General features: G+C 45.6%; 17 protein-coding genes and 2 tRNA genes. 10 read left to right on the forward strand and 9 right to left on the reverse strand.

Features of this window, described 5'->3' with window-relative positions; translation table 11 throughout:
* Positions 1-13: 13 nt before the first annotated feature.
* Positions 14-721, reverse strand: coding sequence for a zinc ribbon domain-containing protein (locus NWE96_05330; GenBank protein ID MCW3983400.1), 708 nt, complete (start codon positions 719-721; stop codon positions 14-16).
* A 52-nt stretch (positions 722-773) separates the two neighbouring features.
* Entirely contained in the window at positions 774-1,286 is a 513-nt protein-coding gene (locus NWE96_05335; protein MCW3983401.1) for a hypothetical protein, read from the reverse strand.
* A gap of 285 nt (positions 1,287-1,571) precedes the next feature.
* Here NWE96_05335 and NWE96_05340 point away from each other — a divergent pair, with 285 nt between their 5' ends.
* The 5 genes from NWE96_05340 (at position 1,572) to NWE96_05360 (ending at position 3,990) form a co-directional block, all read left to right on the forward strand.
* Positions 1,572-2,402: a D-fructose 1,6-bisphosphatase gene (locus tag NWE96_05340; GenBank protein ID MCW3983402.1), complete on the forward strand. Its 831-nt coding sequence runs from the start codon at positions 1,572-1,574 to the stop codon at positions 2,400-2,402.
* Entirely contained in the window at positions 2,395-3,240 is an 846-nt protein-coding gene (locus NWE96_05345; GenBank protein ID MCW3983403.1) for a metallophosphoesterase, read from the forward strand. Before NWE96_05340 ends, NWE96_05345 begins: the two co-directional genes overlap by 8 nt.
* 73 nt (positions 3,241-3,313) lie before the next feature.
* Positions 3,314-3,535 (forward strand): type II toxin-antitoxin system HicB family antitoxin, encoded by a 222-nt coding sequence (locus tag NWE96_05350; protein MCW3983404.1) that lies wholly within the window; start codon positions 3,314-3,316, stop codon positions 3,533-3,535.
* Between the two features lie 13 nt (positions 3,536-3,548).
* On the forward strand, positions 3,549-3,746 hold the full coding sequence (locus tag NWE96_05355) for a type II toxin-antitoxin system HicA family toxin (GenBank protein ID MCW3983405.1): 198 nt from the start codon (positions 3,549-3,551) through the stop codon (positions 3,744-3,746).
* An 88-nt stretch (positions 3,747-3,834) separates the two neighbouring features.
* On the forward strand, positions 3,835-3,990 hold the full coding sequence (locus tag NWE96_05360; protein ID MCW3983406.1) for a ribbon-helix-helix domain-containing protein: 156 nt from the start codon (positions 3,835-3,837) through the stop codon (positions 3,988-3,990).
* A 5-nt stretch (positions 3,991-3,995) separates the two neighbouring features.
* Here NWE96_05360 and NWE96_05365 read toward each other — a convergent pair whose 3' ends face one another.
* Complete coding sequence (locus tag NWE96_05365; protein MCW3983407.1) at positions 3,996-4,763, reverse strand: orotidine 5'-phosphate decarboxylase; 768 nt, start codon at positions 4,761-4,763, stop codon at positions 3,996-3,998.
* A 358-nt stretch (positions 4,764-5,121) separates the two neighbouring features.
* Between NWE96_05365 and NWE96_05370 the strand changes: the two genes are divergently transcribed.
* The gene (locus tag NWE96_05370) at positions 5,122-7,041 is read left to right on the forward strand and encodes an aconitate hydratase (GenBank protein MCW3983408.1); all 1,920 of its coding nucleotides are present in this window, start codon (positions 5,122-5,124) and stop codon (positions 7,039-7,041) included.
* Positions 7,042-7,080: 39 nt separating this feature from the next.
* On the opposite strand, the gene NWE96_05375 is transcribed toward NWE96_05370, so the two are convergent.
* The gene (locus NWE96_05375; protein ID MCW3983409.1) at positions 7,081-7,767 is read right to left on the reverse strand and encodes a hypothetical protein; all 687 of its coding nucleotides are present in this window, start codon (positions 7,765-7,767) and stop codon (positions 7,081-7,083) included.
* Between the two features lie 154 nt (positions 7,768-7,921).
* Between NWE96_05375 and NWE96_05380 the strand changes: the two genes are divergently transcribed.
* Positions 7,922-8,869, forward strand: a complete 948-nt coding sequence (locus NWE96_05380; protein MCW3983410.1) for a sodium:calcium antiporter — start codon at positions 7,922-7,924, stop codon at positions 8,867-8,869.
* Between the two features lie 77 nt (positions 8,870-8,946).
* Here NWE96_05380 and NWE96_05385 read toward each other — a convergent pair whose 3' ends face one another.
* From NWE96_05385 to NWE96_05400, 4 genes are all read right to left on the reverse strand, one after another.
* Complete coding sequence (locus NWE96_05385; protein MCW3983411.1) at positions 8,947-9,363, reverse strand: universal stress protein; 417 nt, start codon at positions 9,361-9,363, stop codon at positions 8,947-8,949.
* Between the two features lie 114 nt (positions 9,364-9,477).
* A complete protein-coding gene (locus tag NWE96_05390; GenBank protein MCW3983412.1) occupies positions 9,478-10,734 on the reverse strand; it encodes a right-handed parallel beta-helix repeat-containing protein in 1,257 nt (418 codons plus the stop codon).
* A gap of 503 nt (positions 10,735-11,237) precedes the next feature.
* Positions 11,238-11,501: a hypothetical protein gene (locus NWE96_05395; protein MCW3983413.1), complete on the reverse strand. Its 264-nt coding sequence runs from the start codon at positions 11,499-11,501 to the stop codon at positions 11,238-11,240.
* Between the two features lie 161 nt (positions 11,502-11,662).
* A tRNA-Leu gene (locus tag NWE96_05400) sits at positions 11,663-11,750 on the reverse strand.
* A gap of 151 nt (positions 11,751-11,901) precedes the next feature.
* On the opposite strand from NWE96_05400, the gene NWE96_05405 reads away from it, so the two are divergent.
* Positions 11,902-13,146: a glycosyltransferase gene (locus NWE96_05405; protein ID MCW3983414.1), complete on the forward strand. Its 1,245-nt coding sequence runs from the start codon at positions 11,902-11,904 to the stop codon at positions 13,144-13,146.
* Between the two features lie 6 nt (positions 13,147-13,152).
* Here NWE96_05405 and NWE96_05410 read toward each other — a convergent pair whose 3' ends face one another.
* Positions 13,153-14,403 (reverse strand): hypothetical protein, encoded by a 1,251-nt coding sequence (locus tag NWE96_05410; GenBank protein ID MCW3983415.1) that lies wholly within the window; start codon positions 14,401-14,403, stop codon positions 13,153-13,155.
* Between the two features lie 182 nt (positions 14,404-14,585).
* On the opposite strand from NWE96_05410, the gene NWE96_05415 reads away from it, so the two are divergent.
* Together NWE96_05415 and NWE96_05420 are read left to right on the forward strand one after the other, a co-directional pair.
* Positions 14,586-14,662: transfer RNA gene (locus tag NWE96_05415), tRNA-Thr, on the forward strand.
* Positions 14,663-14,817: 155 nt separating this feature from the next.
* Positions 14,818-15,708 carry a hypothetical protein gene (locus NWE96_05420; GenBank protein MCW3983416.1) on the forward strand — a complete coding sequence of 297 codons (891 nt, stop codon included), beginning with the start codon at positions 14,818-14,820 and terminating at the stop codon, positions 15,706-15,708.
* Positions 15,709-15,842 lie beyond the last annotated feature (134 nt).

Consider the following 15,842-nt stretch of genomic DNA (forward strand, 5'->3'; position numbering starts at 1 on the left):
AGCAAGTCAATGGCTAAACGTATCTGCGCTCGTTATCGCAGTACCAGCGTTGATATTGCTGTATGTAGCGGATTGGGTTTCGGCAGTAAGGGCATGTTGGGGTTTGGGTTGGCGGTGGCGGAGGTGGAGGTGGCAGAGGCATTTGGGGTTGTGTCTGGGTTTGGGTGAGGGGTGAGCCGCATGTGGTGCAGAATTTTGATCCTGAACTGTCAGGCGTGCCACATCGTTGGCAGGTTCGCTGCGCCTGCTGAGTGGCACTGACTGCCTGTGTTGGGCTGGCGTTTATGGCTGTTTTGGCTTGGTTTATGGCTGCTACCCACTGCTGGTTGTTGTTGCCGCCGGCCACGACGTAGGCGTGAACTGGTTTTTCTGTGCCTGTGCTGTCGACGCGGACGTAGGATTGCCCCATCTTTTTTCCTGCTTCTACACGTGTTATGTTCTGCAGGGGCATGTAGTAGCTACCTTGTTGAGTTGCAAGTTCGTCTATTTCGGCTTTGGAGACGCGTTGCTCTATGGCTTGAGCGGCGAATACTCCGCCGATTGCCCATGCTGCTGCACGTGATGCGCCGCCTTTGGCGATGTAGATGAGACGTTTGTTGGTTAAAATTAATGTGCCGAGGTCGGCGAATGCGCCTGCTTTCAAGCCGACGGTTGGGGGTGACTCGGATTGGTGGTCTTTTACTCCTGCTTCCTGTCTTAAGATGACTTCGTACTCCGACACTGAATAACCTCTTTAGGTATTTTGGTTCGTTAACGCTTTAAGGCTATCGGGTTTACCGTTTGTCCACCAATTTGAGTGTTTTCTCTACGTCGCGTTTAAGAAGACTCTGCTGGTTCTCCTTGTACATGTCAAATTTGAGCTTAAGCAAACCCTGCTTAATCGCGCCGTTGTACTTGTCAGTGGATTGCATGACTGTGGCGAGTGCTTGGATGGTTTGGCGGGCAGTTATGAATTTCTCGTCGTTGCAGCAAACCCAAAACTTGCCAAGCACATCATTGAACCTGTCGTCTATGTCCCAGCGAACGTTTTCGGCAAGCAACATCACACCGAGGCTGCGTTGATAAGAGTTGTCACTATCCAGCTTCTTTTCCAACACATTCCAGTGCGGGTAAACTGACGCGGCGATTTTGGAGTGCGCTTGGAGAAGCAAAAATGCGTTGTAACGCAGTTTATCGTCCTTCTCCGCAAGGGTTTCAACCAAAAAGCCTATGTCGGCTGCGGTGAGGTTTTTTGCAAGTAGAGAAATTTGAGTTTTGGAGACTAATTTTAACTCGCTGGGATTCAACGTTTATCGCCACCGATAGTTAGCTTCAATCAATGTATAACGTTAGCGGTCAAATGCTCAGCGGTTAATAGACGCCCCTTATTTAAAGTCGCATACGAATCCGTATCCGCAAATAGCTGGAACCACGCGACCTCTCACAGCAGACCCCCCTCCCTTATTTAAAGAACTAAAGTTGCTTCTATAGCTGGATTGCTGTGAGTGTTTCTATTGAGCTAATTGGAGACTTGCGGGATAGAGATTATTCTTTATCAACTTGACCGCCAATAATACGGTGAAGGTTAAGCAATGAAAACCCAACTTGACTGGCAACAAATCCTAACCGAATGCAAAACCAACATCCAAACAGCCATAAAACCGCTCTTCAAAACCCTCCGCGAGCCTCAACCGAACTTGGGCATGGGCGCAGGAGGCGACCTGATGAAACCCGTAGATTTAGCCGCTGAAACCGCCATCGTTGAAACCCTCAAGCGTCACAACATCTCGTTTACTTTAATTAGTGAAGAGTCAGGCGTCAAAGAATATGGCAACTCACCAAACGGCTGCTACCTGTGCGTGGATCCCATTGATGGAACCACCAACCTCATCCATGGGCTGCCCTTCTATGCCTCATCCATAGCGGTTTCAAGCCAACCTGAGCTGGGTGCGGTTTATGCGGGGATGGTTGCGGATTTGGCTCATGATGAAGTCTTCATTGGCCTCGAAGGAAAAGGTGCGTACCGAAACGGTGAACGACTACACGCCTCGAAAACCGCAAGCTTGGATGAAGCGGTCATCGGTTTAGACCTAAACGCCTACAAAGCCAAACTAAACATGACCTGTGCAGCCGCTTTAATCGAAAACATCAAGCACACTCGTCACTTCGGCGCCAACGCCCTCGAAGTGTGCCATGTCGCAGCAGGCCTTACAGATGGCTTCATCGATATACGCAACAAAATCCGAACAACAGACGTCGCCGCAGCATTCCTCATCGCCAAAGAGGCAGGCGCAATAGTCACCGACGCAAACAACAAACCCATAAACGTACCCCTCGATCCCAAGCAGACGTTGAATTTTGTTGCTTCAGCAAACATGGAGATTCATAAACAAATCCTAAGCTTGGTTCAATCTGATGTTTAATTTGCTTTTGCCTCACCCCGCCGCGCTGGTTAAATCGGAAAAAAACAGCACGCTCCTCATCGCTGACCCCCACATCGGCTGGGAAATGGAGCTACAAGAAAAAGGCATCCATGTACCGAGCCAAACAATCAAGCTGCTAAACAAGTTAACAGCCATCCTAGCCGAGTATAAGCCAGATGCATTGGTAGTTTTAGGCGACGTTAAGTACACGGTGGTTTCAAGCGAAATGGGCGAGTGGCGTGACATCCCGGATTTCTTCAAAAAAATCCAGTCACACGTCGGCGACATCGCAATCGTGCGGGGCAACCACGACGCCAACCTTGAGCCACTTCTCCCAGAAAACGTAAAACTTCTGCCTGCCACTGGAGTAGTGATTGGGGATGTGGGGGTTTTTCATGGGCATAAGTGGCCGTCTCCCGCGGTTTTGGGCTGTAAAACCCTTGTTATGGGGCATTTGCATCCTGTGGTGGTTTTCCGTGACCCAACTGGTTGCAAGATGACGCGACAGGTGTGGATGAGGGCAAACTTGGACAGCGAAGCCTTGGCGAAAACGCTACTGCAAAAGAGCAACATCAAAAGCGTTGGGTCAGTTGAGGAGACCCTTCAGAAAAACTTCGGCATCAAACTCAGGGCGTCGGAACTCTACATTATGCCCAGCTTCAACGACTTCCTCGGTGGCAGACCCATAAACGAATCCAAACCCAAACGTGAAATCGACGCCGAAGCCCTCATTGGACCCGTGCTGCGGTCGGAGGCAGTAGATGTCGATAATTCTGAGCTTTATCTTTTGGATGGAATTTATTTGGGAACCTTAGATAATTTGAGGAAGCTCAGTTGAAGCTTGTTTATCATGTCTTCTGGCAAAGTTTATATTAACTTCGAGGTGGTCTATTGATGTTTGGTGCTCTTTGATGGTTGAAGTTAACGATAGGAAATTCACAGTCATTCTAAGAGAAGAAGCTGAAGGTTATTCAGCCCAAGTTGTTGAGCTACCTGGCTGTATTAGTCAAGGAAAAACCAGGAAAGAAGTTATATCAAACATCAAGGAAGCCATTGAAGGTTACATTGAAGCTTTCCCTGAAGAAATAGACCAGCTTAGCGGAAAAAAGGAGCTGGTGGAAGTCTCTGTCTGAAAAGCTTCCAGCCATTTCTTACCGCAAACTCCTCAAAGCCTTAAACAAGGCAGGTTTTAAAATTGTTCATCAGCGTGGAAGCCATATTTTCCTGACTGATGGTGTTCATAAGATTACTGTCCCACGACATGAGGTTATCCAGAAGGGAACTCTTCTGGCGATTCTCCAGCAGGCTGGTTTGACGAGAAAGGAGTTTCTCAAATTACTATGATAAACATTAGCAGCAATCAGAGATGGGCTAACTCTTATATTTGCCACATGTTATATGGCTAACATAGTTACAGGGAGAGAATACAGCAATGAAGTTAGTAACGGTTCTTTTACCAGAAGCCTACCTAGAAGGCTTAGACGAATTAGTTCGAGCCAACATGTACCCAAGCAGAAGCAGCGTCATCCGCAGCGCTGTTCGGGATTTGCTAAAGAAAGAACTTTGGGAGAACAAACGCGGAAGATAAACCGCTTACAAATTTTTTGTCGAATACAGAATCGTCTGTGCAGCTTCCGCAGGGTTACTTGACATCGTTATTTCTCTGCCGACAATCAAGTAGTTGGCGCCCGCACGCATCGCTGTTGCTGCAGCGCCGCCCTGTGCCCCTACACCAGGCGAGTAGACGTCAACTTTGTTGCCTAAGATACCTTTGACTTCTGCTATTTTGTCAGGCACTGTTGCGCCTACAACCACGCCGTCTGCACCCCACTCTAAAGCTTTGTTGGCAAACGCGACATACTGCGGCGTCTGAACACCCGTGTAGATGTCCACGATGGTTTGTCCGTATCCTTCAGAGGCACCTTTATGGCTCATGTAGGTAAGCAAGATGACTCCACGATTGAGGCGTTTGGAAACGTCAAAAAGTGGTTTTAAGCCTTCTTCCCAACCCACAAACGGATTCGCGATGATGGCGTCGAATCCTGCTGCATAGTAGTATTCAGCTATGGTTTGGTTGGTGTTGCCTATGTCGTTGACTTTGGCATCCATAATCGCTAGCAAACCCTGCCCACGTATCTGCTCTACAAGATCCGCGACGCCGTCAAAGATACCCAACGGCAACGTGAGGTGATGGTTGATTTTTACGGCGGCGATGTAGGGGTGGACGACTTCGAGGATTTTCTGCGCTTTAATGAGTATGTTGTTGCGGTTTTCGGCTGGTTGAAAGGGGAAATCCAACGCTAAGATGAGGGGGGATTTTTTGCTTTTTGCGGCTTCCTGCATTTTAATTTTAAACGACAACACGACGCCTTCCTGTCTTATTGTTGCTTTTATCCTATTTCTGTTTTCTCTCTATATGTATAGCGGTTTATGGGACACTGCAAACGGCAGTGGGGCGCAGTTGCTTTTTGGGCTGTAACACTCGTATGACCAAGGCCTGTTGCCCAGTTTTCTTTGGGTATTTCAATAAAGATTATTTTGAGGGGTTTGAGGACGCTTTCATGTAGATGGACTGTCGAGTGGTTCCAAGATGGATGGTGTTGGCTGCGAAATGCGGGGGATTCTGCAGAAATCTAAGATAAGCTTAATTTCTCAGCGCAAAAAGGAATAATAACAATAATACACGCTCATTAAACCAAGATTACTGTAGGGAAAGATTATGCCGAAAACCTTAGCTGAAAAAATCATAACCAAACACCTAGTTGAAGGCAAAATGGTAGCAGGCGAAGAAATCGCCATAAAAATCGACCACACTCTCACTCAGGACTCTACAGGCACGATGGCATACCTCGAGTTCGAAGCCATGGGCGTTCCCAAAGTCAAAACTTTTCTCAGCGTCAGCTTCGTCGACCACAACATGCTCCAAAACGACTTCCGCAACGCTGACGACCACCGCTACCTCCAAGGCGTCGCATCCAAATACGGCATAATCTTTAGCCGACCCGGTAACGGCATCTGCCACCAGCTCTTCTTGGAGCGCTTCGCCAGACCTGGCTACACGCTTTTGGGTAGCGACAGCCACACCCCCACCGCGGGCGGCGCAGGCATGATAGCCATCGGCGCAGGTGGCTTAGACGTCGCCGCAGCAATGGCGGGAGAACCCTTCTATTTGGAAATGCCTAAAATCGTCGGCGTAAAACTCACAGGTAAACTTCAACCCTTCGTCTCAGCCAAAGACGTTATCCTCCAAGTCCTCAAAATCCTAACCGTCAAAGGCGGGGTAAACAAAATCCTCGAATACTACGGTCCAGGCGTAGAAACCCTCAGCGTCCCCGAACGCGGCACCATCACCAACATGGGAGCCGAAACAGGAGCCACCACCTCGATTTTTCCCTCTGACGAAGTCACCCGAGCGTTCCTTGCCGCACAGGGACGAGAGGAAATGTGGGTTGAACTCAAAGCAGATGAAGGCGCAAAATACGATGAGAACATCGAAATTGACCTTTCCAAACTTGAGCCGCTGATTGCCCTGCCACATAGCCCTGACAACGTTAAAAAAGTCAGCGAAGTCGAAGGCAGCCCAGTTGACCAAGTCTGCATCGGTAGCTGCACCAACTCCTCGCTGCGCGACCTCAAAATCGTCTCCGCCCTACTTCGGGGCAAGAAGGTTCACGAAAACACCAGCTTAACAGTCTCCGCAGGCTCCCGTCAAGTCATGGAAAACCTCGCCGCGGCAGGCGAACTGGAACCTTTCATCCAATCAGGCGCAAGAATCCTCGAAAATGCATGCGGACCCTGCATCGGCATCGGTCAAGCCCCGCCTACAGAAGCCGTTTCTCTGCGCACTTTTAACCGCAACTTTAAAGGTCGCAGCGGAACACAGGACGCGAAAGTTTACCTTGTCAGCCCTGAAACCGCAGTGGCCGCGGCCCTAACAGGTAAAATCACGGATCCCCGCAAACTCGGAAAATTCCCTGAAATCAAAATGCCTGAAAAGTTCCTCTTAAGCGACGCCATGTTTCTGCAACCCAGCGGCTGCGCAACAGCCAAAGTGGTTATGGGACCAAACATTAAGCCGCTACCAGACTTTCCGCCGTTGCCAGCTAAATTATGCGGAGAAGTTCTGCTGAAAACAGGCGACAACATCACAACCGACGACATCATCCCCGGCGGCTCAGAAATCATGTCACTACGCAGCAACATCCCCCAAATCAGCACCTACACCTTCTGCCACGTAGACAAAACCTTCGCCTCCCGAGCACTCCAGAAAGGCGGCGGATTCATAGTCGGAGGCGAAAACTACGGCCAAGGCAGCAGCCGCGAACATGCAGCACTCGCCCCCAAGTACCTCGGCGTAAAAGCCATCATCGCAAAATCTTTTGCCCGCATCCACATGGCTAACCTCGTCAACTTCGGCATACTCCCCTTGACATTCGCAGACAAAAAAGACTATGATTCTATAGAGATGGGTGACGAATTGGAACTCGCGGTTGAAGGCTTAAAAGAGCACCTGGTCGTCACCAACAAAACTAAGGGCACAAAAATCAACGTGAACCTAAACCTAAGCGCAATCGAGAAAGAGCAGGTGCTTGCAGGCGGAAAATTGGCGTTGATAAAAGCTAAGCAACACAAAAAATAGAACAGGTTAGTTGGGAGAAAAGAATTGGTTAAAGGTTGTTTAGACCTGCCAAACTGACGTGTCTACTAGTTTCCATGTGACGACTTGCTGCATCTCAGGGTTGTTAAAGAACTGATACCAAGTGAAAGAAGTCATCATCCCAGTTTCTTTGTCAAAGAATATCTGCCGATAATCATACATTAAAGTGTTCTGTGTTGGGTCTGTGTAGTCGAAGAACTGGTTGTTAATGAACCAGTAACATCTGGATCTAACACCGCTGGAGTAGGTTTTCGTGTCGGTGTTGTTGACTGTGTAGCCGTCATATCCTTTAGGGCGAAGCAAGTCAGTTTTTTCTAGTTTCGCGGGGTAGATGGCCCAGAAACCGTTTTCATCGGTTTTATCACCAGTAGCTATGTCTATGGTTTGCGGGTATGGTACTTCTGTGCCGTTTTTAAATTTCCAAACTGCCTCCAAAGACACCTTAGTGCCGTTTACGCCGGTGATTGTGACTTTGTAGTATTCGGTTTGGTTGTATTGGTAGAATCCTGGGGTTTCAGTGGCGTTTGCAGCGGTCAAGGTTGATACGCCTTCTAATTGGTAAGTGAAAGTGTCGCCTACTTTTACGCCGACTTCGACGGGTTTAACACTTAGGAAAGCAAAGGCTACAAATCCACCGATAACTGCCAGAATGAGTATTGTTAGGAGCGCTATGTTGCGTTTGAAGTTACTTTTCTTTACGTAGGTCATAGCTTATTGATTGAAGTCTTCAAGTATTTAGTTGTTTTCCCAAAAGCCACATATAAAACAGGCGCTGTTGATGTATCAAAACGCCGCTTTTTTAGGTGCAAACAAACCTAAAGTTACATAAAGGAATAAATCAGACTGCATCCGCCTAATAATCATGGTTCTTATCCCAATTTTGCTTATCGCAGCAGGCTTAACTGTTGTGGTGCTCTGTGCAGACGAAGCCATCAAACGCTTGCTGAACCTAGCCAGATTTTTCCGCCTGTCTGAATTCACAACAAGCTTCGTTTTAGCAGGCGTCATCGCCATCTTACCTGAACTAACCATAGGCGTAGTGGCGGCGCTTTCAGGTTCATCCTCGCTTGGCTACGGTGTTATCATAGGCTCAAACGTAATCGACCTGACCCTCATAGTTGGCGTAGTCGTCCTGTACTCTGGGAAGCTAACGTTGGACTCTGCGATGATAAAAAACATACGCATGTCTTTTTTGGCGGTTATACTCCCAGTGGTGCTGTTTTTTGATTTGGAAATCTCGCGCCTAGACGGCGTCATTTTGATTGCTGCGTTTGCTGTTTATGTGGCGGTGCTGCTTCGAAACAAAAGAGACGGTGAAGCAACTCAGGGCAAAAGAGCGAAACTGCGGTTCATCTTTGAATTCGCGATTCTACTGGTCAGTTTAGCGATACTATTTGCTGGCGCAACCCTTGTCACCAACAACGCCCAAGAAGTAAGTTTGCTTTTGGGGTTGCCCTTGTTTGTAGTCGGAGTCGTAGTGGCGGTTGGGACTTGTTTGCCTGAACTGGTTTTTGCCCTTCGAGCCTGCAACAAAAAACACTGCGGACTCGGCTTAGGCAACATCTTAGGAAACGTCCTCGCAGACTCCATGCTAACCATCGGCATAATAGCACTCATCCAACCCATCAAACCCACATTCCCCCTGCCACCACTCGCAACAGGAGTTGTGATGGCGGTTTCAGCGTTGATAGTGTATTGGGTTTCAAGAGACGGTGTATTAGATAGAAAAAACGGTGCGTTGTTGCTAGGGGTTTTTGTTGGTTTTCTGGTTATGCAAGCGGTTATCGAGACTTTCAAGTTAGCAATTTAAGTTGAGCTCACATAAACGGAGCTTTCAACCCCGACAAGCAAACTTCGGAAAGTTCAAGGATATACTGACTTGCTTTTCTAACGAGTCACAATAACTGGGCAGGGCGCATTCTCTGCCACGCCATGACTGACGCTGCCCATCATGATCTCCTCTAACTTACTCAACCCTCTAGCGCCAACCACAACCAAACCGAACTGCCCCTCTTTAGCCGTCTTAACAATCTGATCAACCACGTTGCCTTCCAACAGCAAGGTCTGAACAGAAACACCTTCAGCTTCAACGATTCTTTTTCCGTCAACCAAGATGCTTTGAGCAGCACTTTGTGATGCTTCTTTGTCTTGTGGCTTAGCTGGAGGAATTAGGGGTGCCCTTTTTGGTTGTACATGCAACAAGGTTATTGTTCCGCCAGTCATTTTAGCGACTTTTATGGCTTCGTTCAATGCGCGTTTAGAATGTTCAGAGCCGTCTACTGGTACTAAGATTTTTTCATACATCAGAGTGCCCTTGTATTTTCCTTAACTGTTGTAGGTATTAATAATATTTTTCTAAAAATATGGTGCAAGGGGGGATTTAACCAATGGCGGTTATTTCCCGAACGTGGGAAAAGGTTATTGCTTCAAGTTAGCAGTTTTTCGATGCCTTCTATAAAGCAATACTGAGAAAACTACAATCGCTAAAATTACTAAGGCAATGGTTATGATTTCTAAATCCAAAACTACACCACTTGTTGGGAAAGGCATCGGAGTCGGAGCTATGGCGTTAGTATCAACCTGTTGAGTTAATGGGTAGTGGTCAACGTTTTTCTCATCAATAACGTAAGAACCGTTACCATTGTAATCGTCCCAATAGTTACCGACAACACCATTATCCCAAGAAACAACATCTGTTACATTGCCGATGACATATCGTCTTTCTATTTTATCTAGAGTTAGGTTGTAGGGATATTCTGTTTCCACATAAGCGTTTTTTGTGTTATCAATTATGTTGTTATAGAATATTTTAGTTCCATTGCTGATGGGAGGGTATTTTTGGAGAGCGAAATTGTTTAAATATATTCCAATTCCGTTTCGTGTAATATAATTAGAATAAATACATGAGTTGCTTACCGCTCCCTCAAATTCGATACCGTATCTTGAATTATCCGTTATGTTGTTGTAAGAAATGGTGATGTTGTTAACAACATCATGATAAAAATCAGAAAGGTTGATTCCAATACTGTTATTGAAAATGTTGTTTCTTATTATGGTAACGTTAGAACTTTTAGAAACATGCAAACCCACATAACTATTAGTTAATATATTATTTTCAACCACACTATTTGAAAACTGTATACTCAATGAACCCTCAAAGGTGTTAGAAGATATATTTTGATTATTTCCGATTCCTGAGAGGTAGGTTTGGAAAGTATTGTTTATAATCTTGCAGTTAGAACCAAGAATTCCAACGCTGCCAATTTGTGAGTAAATAGTTGAACCGAAAAAACTTTTGATTGTAAACCCAGAAAAAGTAACATTATCAGCTTCTATACAAACTGCTACGGAAACTCCTTGAGACCAGTCCATTGAAAGAACAGTATTTCTATTTTCACCAACCAAAGAAATTGATTTGTTAACTATAACTCCATAATTAGGAGTTCCTGAATGGGGACGTGCTATTATGGAGTTTTGCTCAGTATACTTGTAAGTTCCTGCTCTCACGACAACTGTATCGCCATCGTTTGCATGGTTTATCGCTGTCTGGATGTCGGAATAATCATCTGGTACAATGATATTTCTGGTTTGGGCTTTAACGGTTAATTGTGCAGTAGAGGTTACTATTAACAAAACAACTAAACATATTGTGAGATACTTACCCAATCTAGCCATAATCAAAGTTAGCAGTCTGAAAGGTTATATAATTTACTTGAAAATTCTAATACTAATTATTTTGTTAATATCTTCCTCTCTTGGAACTTTTGTTATCCTTTCCTCTCTAATGTAAATGGGTTTAGTCCATTGTATAGCGTAGTGTTTGCAAAAGTGACTATAAGCATCAATCTGGTTGTCTTTGTAGCCATCGGCATATTTTTGAGAAGCTATGAATTCCTTGACTTTCTCAGGGTCGTTTAAGTCTACATTTCTACTTAAGAACTTTAGTCGTTTAAGCATTGGAGCAAGAGTAGTGTCTTTCTGCCTTCACTTTTTAGCTTTAAAATCACAGGCAAAACAAATGCGATAGAGTCAGATTGTGGTCAGGGGGTGGGATTCGAACCCTCAGTCAGCGGGCGATATCGCCAGCCTATGTTTCTTCGCAGCTTCCTTCCACCTTTTCCTTCCTTTACCAGAACTACCCACAGAATCTTAAGCTGAATTGTGGATTCAATTACCATTTAACCGACATTGCCAAAGAAACTAACTGTCCACCCTGCTTCCCCTGGGAACGCCACAAACCTACCGAAAGGAACCCAGCTGACTTGTTTCGGAATGTCTTTTACAGCCATGTCATCACCCAGATAAGTGAAACGAGTATCTGGTCCACCAAGTTTTTCCACAACCCTGTCGATGGCGTAGTCGTGAGTGATCCATGGTGCCCAAAGCAAAACGATGAAAGTAAAACTCGCGGCAACCAAAATGGCTACGATTTTCTTTTTCATTCTTTTGAAGCTTCCACATACAGATATTTACCACCTTGGCTAAATATTTTCGCTGAATCACGTGACTGGTGCATTTTGCTTTATTATGTTATGCTGGAGGCCTGATTTTTTTGATTAAAAGAAGCTAAATCGCTAAAATAAACTCCTATGTTTTAACATACTGGTGCAGGGGGTGGGATTCGAACCCACGAACGCCTACGCGATAAGGTCCTAAGCCTTACTCCGTTGACCTGGCTTGGAGACCCCTGCAGACGTGTGGTCAAAGAAAAATAACGTCCTGCCTAATATTTATTTAATCTCACAAGAAAATAACTGAGCCCAATATGTCGCTTTGAGGGTGCGCGCTGGGAATAGCTTTTATTTTTCAACTAAAGTAATAGTCACTTGTGGCAGACATACGTTGACCTTTCTGACACCTTTCTGGGAAGGCTTCACATGTTGGCTGGGCAACTTAACTATCTGGGATCTTATTCTAATTTTTTGGCTATTCATCGCAGTTGACCTGACCCGCTCAATCGGAAAACCCCTTTTCCTCTTAGCCCACAGCCTCCACACCAAACTCAAACCCAAAAAACCCCCTCCCGCCTTTAACCCAAAAATTTCAGTCATAATTCCCGCATACAACGAAGAAAACGCGATTGCAAAATCAATAGAGTCTGCACTAAACGCGGACTACGATTACAAGGAGATCATCGTTGTAGATGACGGTTCCAAAGACAACACGTATCAACGGGCGAATTTTTTTGCCTCCGACGGTCGAATAAAACTTGTTCACCGCGACTACTCAAGCGGCAGCAAAGCAGGTGCCTTAAACTACGGTATACTTTTTGCCTCTGGAGAGGTGCTTGTCACCGTAGATGCAGACACCTTAATTGAAAAAAACGCCTTAAAAGAAATCGTGCAACCCCTAAGTGATCCTGATGTGGTTGCTGCGTCGGGAAAAGTAGGCATCCTTAGTGGCGAAAACGGCTCCAAAAACCTGCTGGTTCGCCTCCAAGAATACGAGTATTTTTTGGCTTTTGAGGTGGGTCGCCCATTCAACTCAGTTATGGGGACGATTATGATAATTTCAGGTGCGTTCGGTGCGTTTCGCGGCAGAGAAATGAAAAACTTGGGGCAGTATGATAAGGACACGATTACTGAAGATTTTGATTTAACGATAAAGCTTAGGAAACTTGGTAAAAAAATCGTGTACGCCAACAAAGCTGTCGCGTGGACTCTTTCTCCGTTTACTTGGAAAAGTTGGAGAAAGCAGAGGATCCGTTGGACAAGAGGTGAAGCGGAGACTCTTTGGAAGCACCGAAACGTCCTTCGGCGGAGAGGGTTTGATTTGAGGTCGGTGGTTTCGACTTGGGATATGTTGTTTATGGATGTGATTTTGCTTGTGCTAAGAGCTGTTTGGTTTGTGAGTTTAGCGTATATGTTTAGCGCTAGTTTAGTGTATGTTTTGTTTTTGAGTTTGATTATATATTTAGTGATGGAAATGTTTGTTGTGGTTTTTGCGGTGGGTCATTCGCGGAGGTTACGTGACTTAAGGCACATGTTGCTCATACCTGTAATGGTTTTAATTTACAGGCCATACTATGCTGTCATTCGGTTGAAGGCGTATTTTGATTGGCTTTTCAAGAAAAAAACAGAATGGTAAATCTGCTCATACACTTAAAACATTCTGGTCATACCTATCCTGCGAGAGTTGATGTTTGCCTTTCTCGGTTAATTCATAGATGTATTGTTTTTCAAGTTTAGCTTCACTGAAGTCAAACTGTTCTTTGCATTTTGAACACACAAAAACTATTCGTGGAGTTGAAAACAGGTGTCTATTAGCACAACTGTACCCTACGCCCACCCTTCGGTAGTCAACGCCTATCTGCTTTAGGTCTTTGTTGCATTTCAAGCAGACCAACTTGTCGTCTCGTTTAAAGTTTGTATCGAAATCTACGTAGCCGCAACTGAAATGCTCGATTATTTCGCCTCTGTTAAGCAGACGACTTTCGCATTGGGGGCACTGTAAATAGAACTCGAATGATTGGCCGTTGCATGTTGCGCATTTTATCGTGGAGCAGTATGGAGTCTTTTTTACTGTTTTTTTGTCTTCCAGAAGCGTTAATTTTTCTGCGACCTCGTCAATTGAGCCATCTATCTCGGCTGAAGTGGTCAACTTTAGTGTGGGTGTGATTTTTAGTTCCTGGAAGTCTGCTAATATTGATAGGAGTGTTTGTTCGTTTTCTGTTTCAGTAGGTGATTTTAAGGCGACTTTGCCGTCTTGGTCGGTTGAAAGCAGAAATTCTTGATGGTTTACATGTTCAAAGCGGTCAACAATCAGGGTCTCTCCTTTGAAGAGCAAGTTTCCGTCAGAGTTTGAGACAATGAGATCCAAGTCGGCTACTGGCGCATGGGTGATGCCGATGATTATGAGGTTGAAGGCTCTGCCTAGCAGTTTTATTCCTCTTATGAAGTCGTAGGCTTCTTTTGTATCCATGTTTAAGGTAAGTGTGGAAAGGGAGTCGATTATTATGAAGCCGTTTTTTATCCAGTCAAGAAATGGGCTGATGGTTTCTAGGAGCATGTGAGGGTTGTATTCGAGGGTTCTTAGCTCGGCGGTTTCGATTAAGGCTTTTTGGCTGTAGGAGAAGAAGTCTATGAAGAAGAGGCTGTAGCTTTTGTCGTAGGCTGTTATGTCTAGTTTGATTTGTTTGAAATGCCGTTTGATTTCTGCTGCTGGGCGGTCTAGACAGATGTATAGGCCTTTGAGGCCGTTTTTTAGGAAATTGTTTGTTAATTGAAGTATAAAGTTACGTTGGTTTGGGGTGAATTTGCCGCTTATACAGATGCATGAGGGAGCGATTATGCCGCTCTCTAAGGTTTCGTCAAGTATAGAAAACCCTGTTGGCACATGTAGCATTAAGTCACCTTTTGGCTGCCTTTTGGCTGCCATAGTTGACTTGAATGCTAAAATTAATTAAGCTTTCCTGTACCCAACCCAACACCCTGCGCTCTTTCCTGTTTTCCCTGTTTAAAATGAACGCTTTGACCGCAAGCTCTTTATTTACTATCGTATTTGTTTTGGAGGAAGAACAAAAATTTGCCTTCGTAGCCTAGCCCGGTGGGGCGTTACCTTGGTAAGGTAATGGTCGCGGGTCCAAATCCCGCCGAAGGCTCCACTTCTGTTCATTTTTGGTTAAGCTAAATTGCGGTTTTGGTTGGTTGTACCAAAATAGATAATAAACTGCCGTATGATTTCGACTCAATGACCTTTAGTAGCTTCGTTAGTCGGCTTTCTGGTGTTGTGGTTAGTCTTCTGAGCAGTAGTTCGTTGATGATGTTGTCTGCTCTTGTTTTGGTTTTGGGTGTCGGAGGTTTTCCAGAGGGGTTTTTGGTTTCAAACGGGGACATAGCCATGATGTCGTTGATACTGATGATGACTCTTGCGCTTTCCTCCATACAGCTCAGAAGCCTCAAACTCCGCTCCTACATTAAAGAGGTTAGAAACGCTTTTGGTCTGTCTTTTGTGCTCTTGACCGGCGTCACTTTAGTTGTAGCATACTTCTTTAGCGGTGACCTGAGAGCAGGCTGGATACTGTTGGCTGCGGTGCCGTCTGCGGTGTCAGTGATATCTTTCACTTGTCTGTGGGGTGGAGAAACGGAGTCGTCAGCTGTCTCGACGATTGCAATGTACCTTGCCGCGTTGGTGGTTACGCCACTGATTACTTTCGTATTCTTGGGCACCGCGGTAAGCATGTTAACTTTGCTGTACTATCTGTGTCTCCAAATAGTATTGCCTCTGTTCCTTTCAAGAATAGTTAAACGCTACCTAACCTCTCCCAAAACCCGCAACATACTCATCCACAGCTGCTTCTTCATTCTCGTAATCGCAGTAATGGGCGAAAACCGAAGTCTGCTATTCTCCGCGGGAACCGTCGTGGCGACTTTAGCGGTGTTTGCGGTCATAAGAATCTTCGGCGTCGGCATAGCTTCTGATCGTCTTCTTCGTAAACGCGGCATAAAACAGTCCAGTGCCGTTTCCAAGGTTCTCTTCAGCACCTACAAGAATACAGGCATGGCGGCGTCGTTGGCATTGATGCTCTTGGGACCTCAAGGGGCTCTGCCTGCTGCAGTTTGCATGGTGGTCGATGTGGTGTGGCTTATATTCGCGGGGAAGTTCCTGTTCCCCCAAAAAGCAGAGTCTGCTTTCGCCGCAGAAGAATGAATTAACATTCAAAACTCGATGTCTTAAGCGGTTAATCTCAGTAGGTAGCGTTTGTATAAAATTGTATAAAATTGGTTAACCTTATTCCCATTGTTGGGGCAGGTTTGGAAAAAACTTCTTATGCCTTGTATGCG

The sequence above is a fragment of the Candidatus Bathyarchaeota archaeon genome (assembly GCA_026014685.1).
In the GTDB taxonomy this organism is placed as follows: Archaea; Thermoproteota; Bathyarchaeia; order Bathyarchaeales; family Bathycorpusculaceae; genus Bathycorpusculum.

Coding starts and splice junctions, on each gene's coding strand:
- NWE96_05360 (MCW3983406.1), top strand. CDS start 3,835: ATGAAGTTAGTAACGGTTCTTTTACCAGAAGCCTACCTAGAAGGCTTA.
- NWE96_05370 (MCW3983408.1), top strand. CDS start 5,122: ATGCCGAAAACCTTAGCTGAAAAAATCATAACCAAACACCTAGTTGAA.
- NWE96_05375 (MCW3983409.1), bottom strand. CDS start 7,767: ATGACCTACGTAAAGAAAAGTAACTTCAAACGCAACATAGCGCTCCTA.
- NWE96_05390 (MCW3983412.1), bottom strand. CDS start 10,734: ATGGCTAGATTGGGTAAGTATCTCACAATATGTTTAGTTGTTTTGTTA.
- NWE96_05395 (MCW3983413.1), bottom strand. CDS start 11,501: ATGAAAAAGAAAATCGTAGCCATTTTGGTTGCCGCGAGTTTTACTTTC.
- NWE96_05340 (MCW3983402.1), top strand. CDS start 1,572: ATGAAAACCCAACTTGACTGGCAACAAATCCTAACCGAATGCAAAACC.
- NWE96_05350 (MCW3983404.1), top strand. CDS start 3,314: ATGGTTGAAGTTAACGATAGGAAATTCACAGTCATTCTAAGAGAAGAA.
- NWE96_05410 (MCW3983415.1), bottom strand. CDS start 14,403: ATGCTACATGTGCCAACAGGGTTTTCTATACTTGACGAAACCTTAGAG.
- NWE96_05380 (MCW3983410.1), top strand. CDS start 7,922: ATGGTTCTTATCCCAATTTTGCTTATCGCAGCAGGCTTAACTGTTGTG.
- NWE96_05385 (MCW3983411.1), bottom strand. CDS start 9,363: ATGTATGAAAAAATCTTAGTACCAGTAGACGGCTCTGAACATTCTAAA.
- NWE96_05420 (MCW3983416.1), top strand. CDS start 14,818: ATGATGTTGTCTGCTCTTGTTTTGGTTTTGGGTGTCGGAGGTTTTCCA.
- NWE96_05345 (MCW3983403.1), top strand. CDS start 2,395: ATGTTTAATTTGCTTTTGCCTCACCCCGCCGCGCTGGTTAAATCGGAA.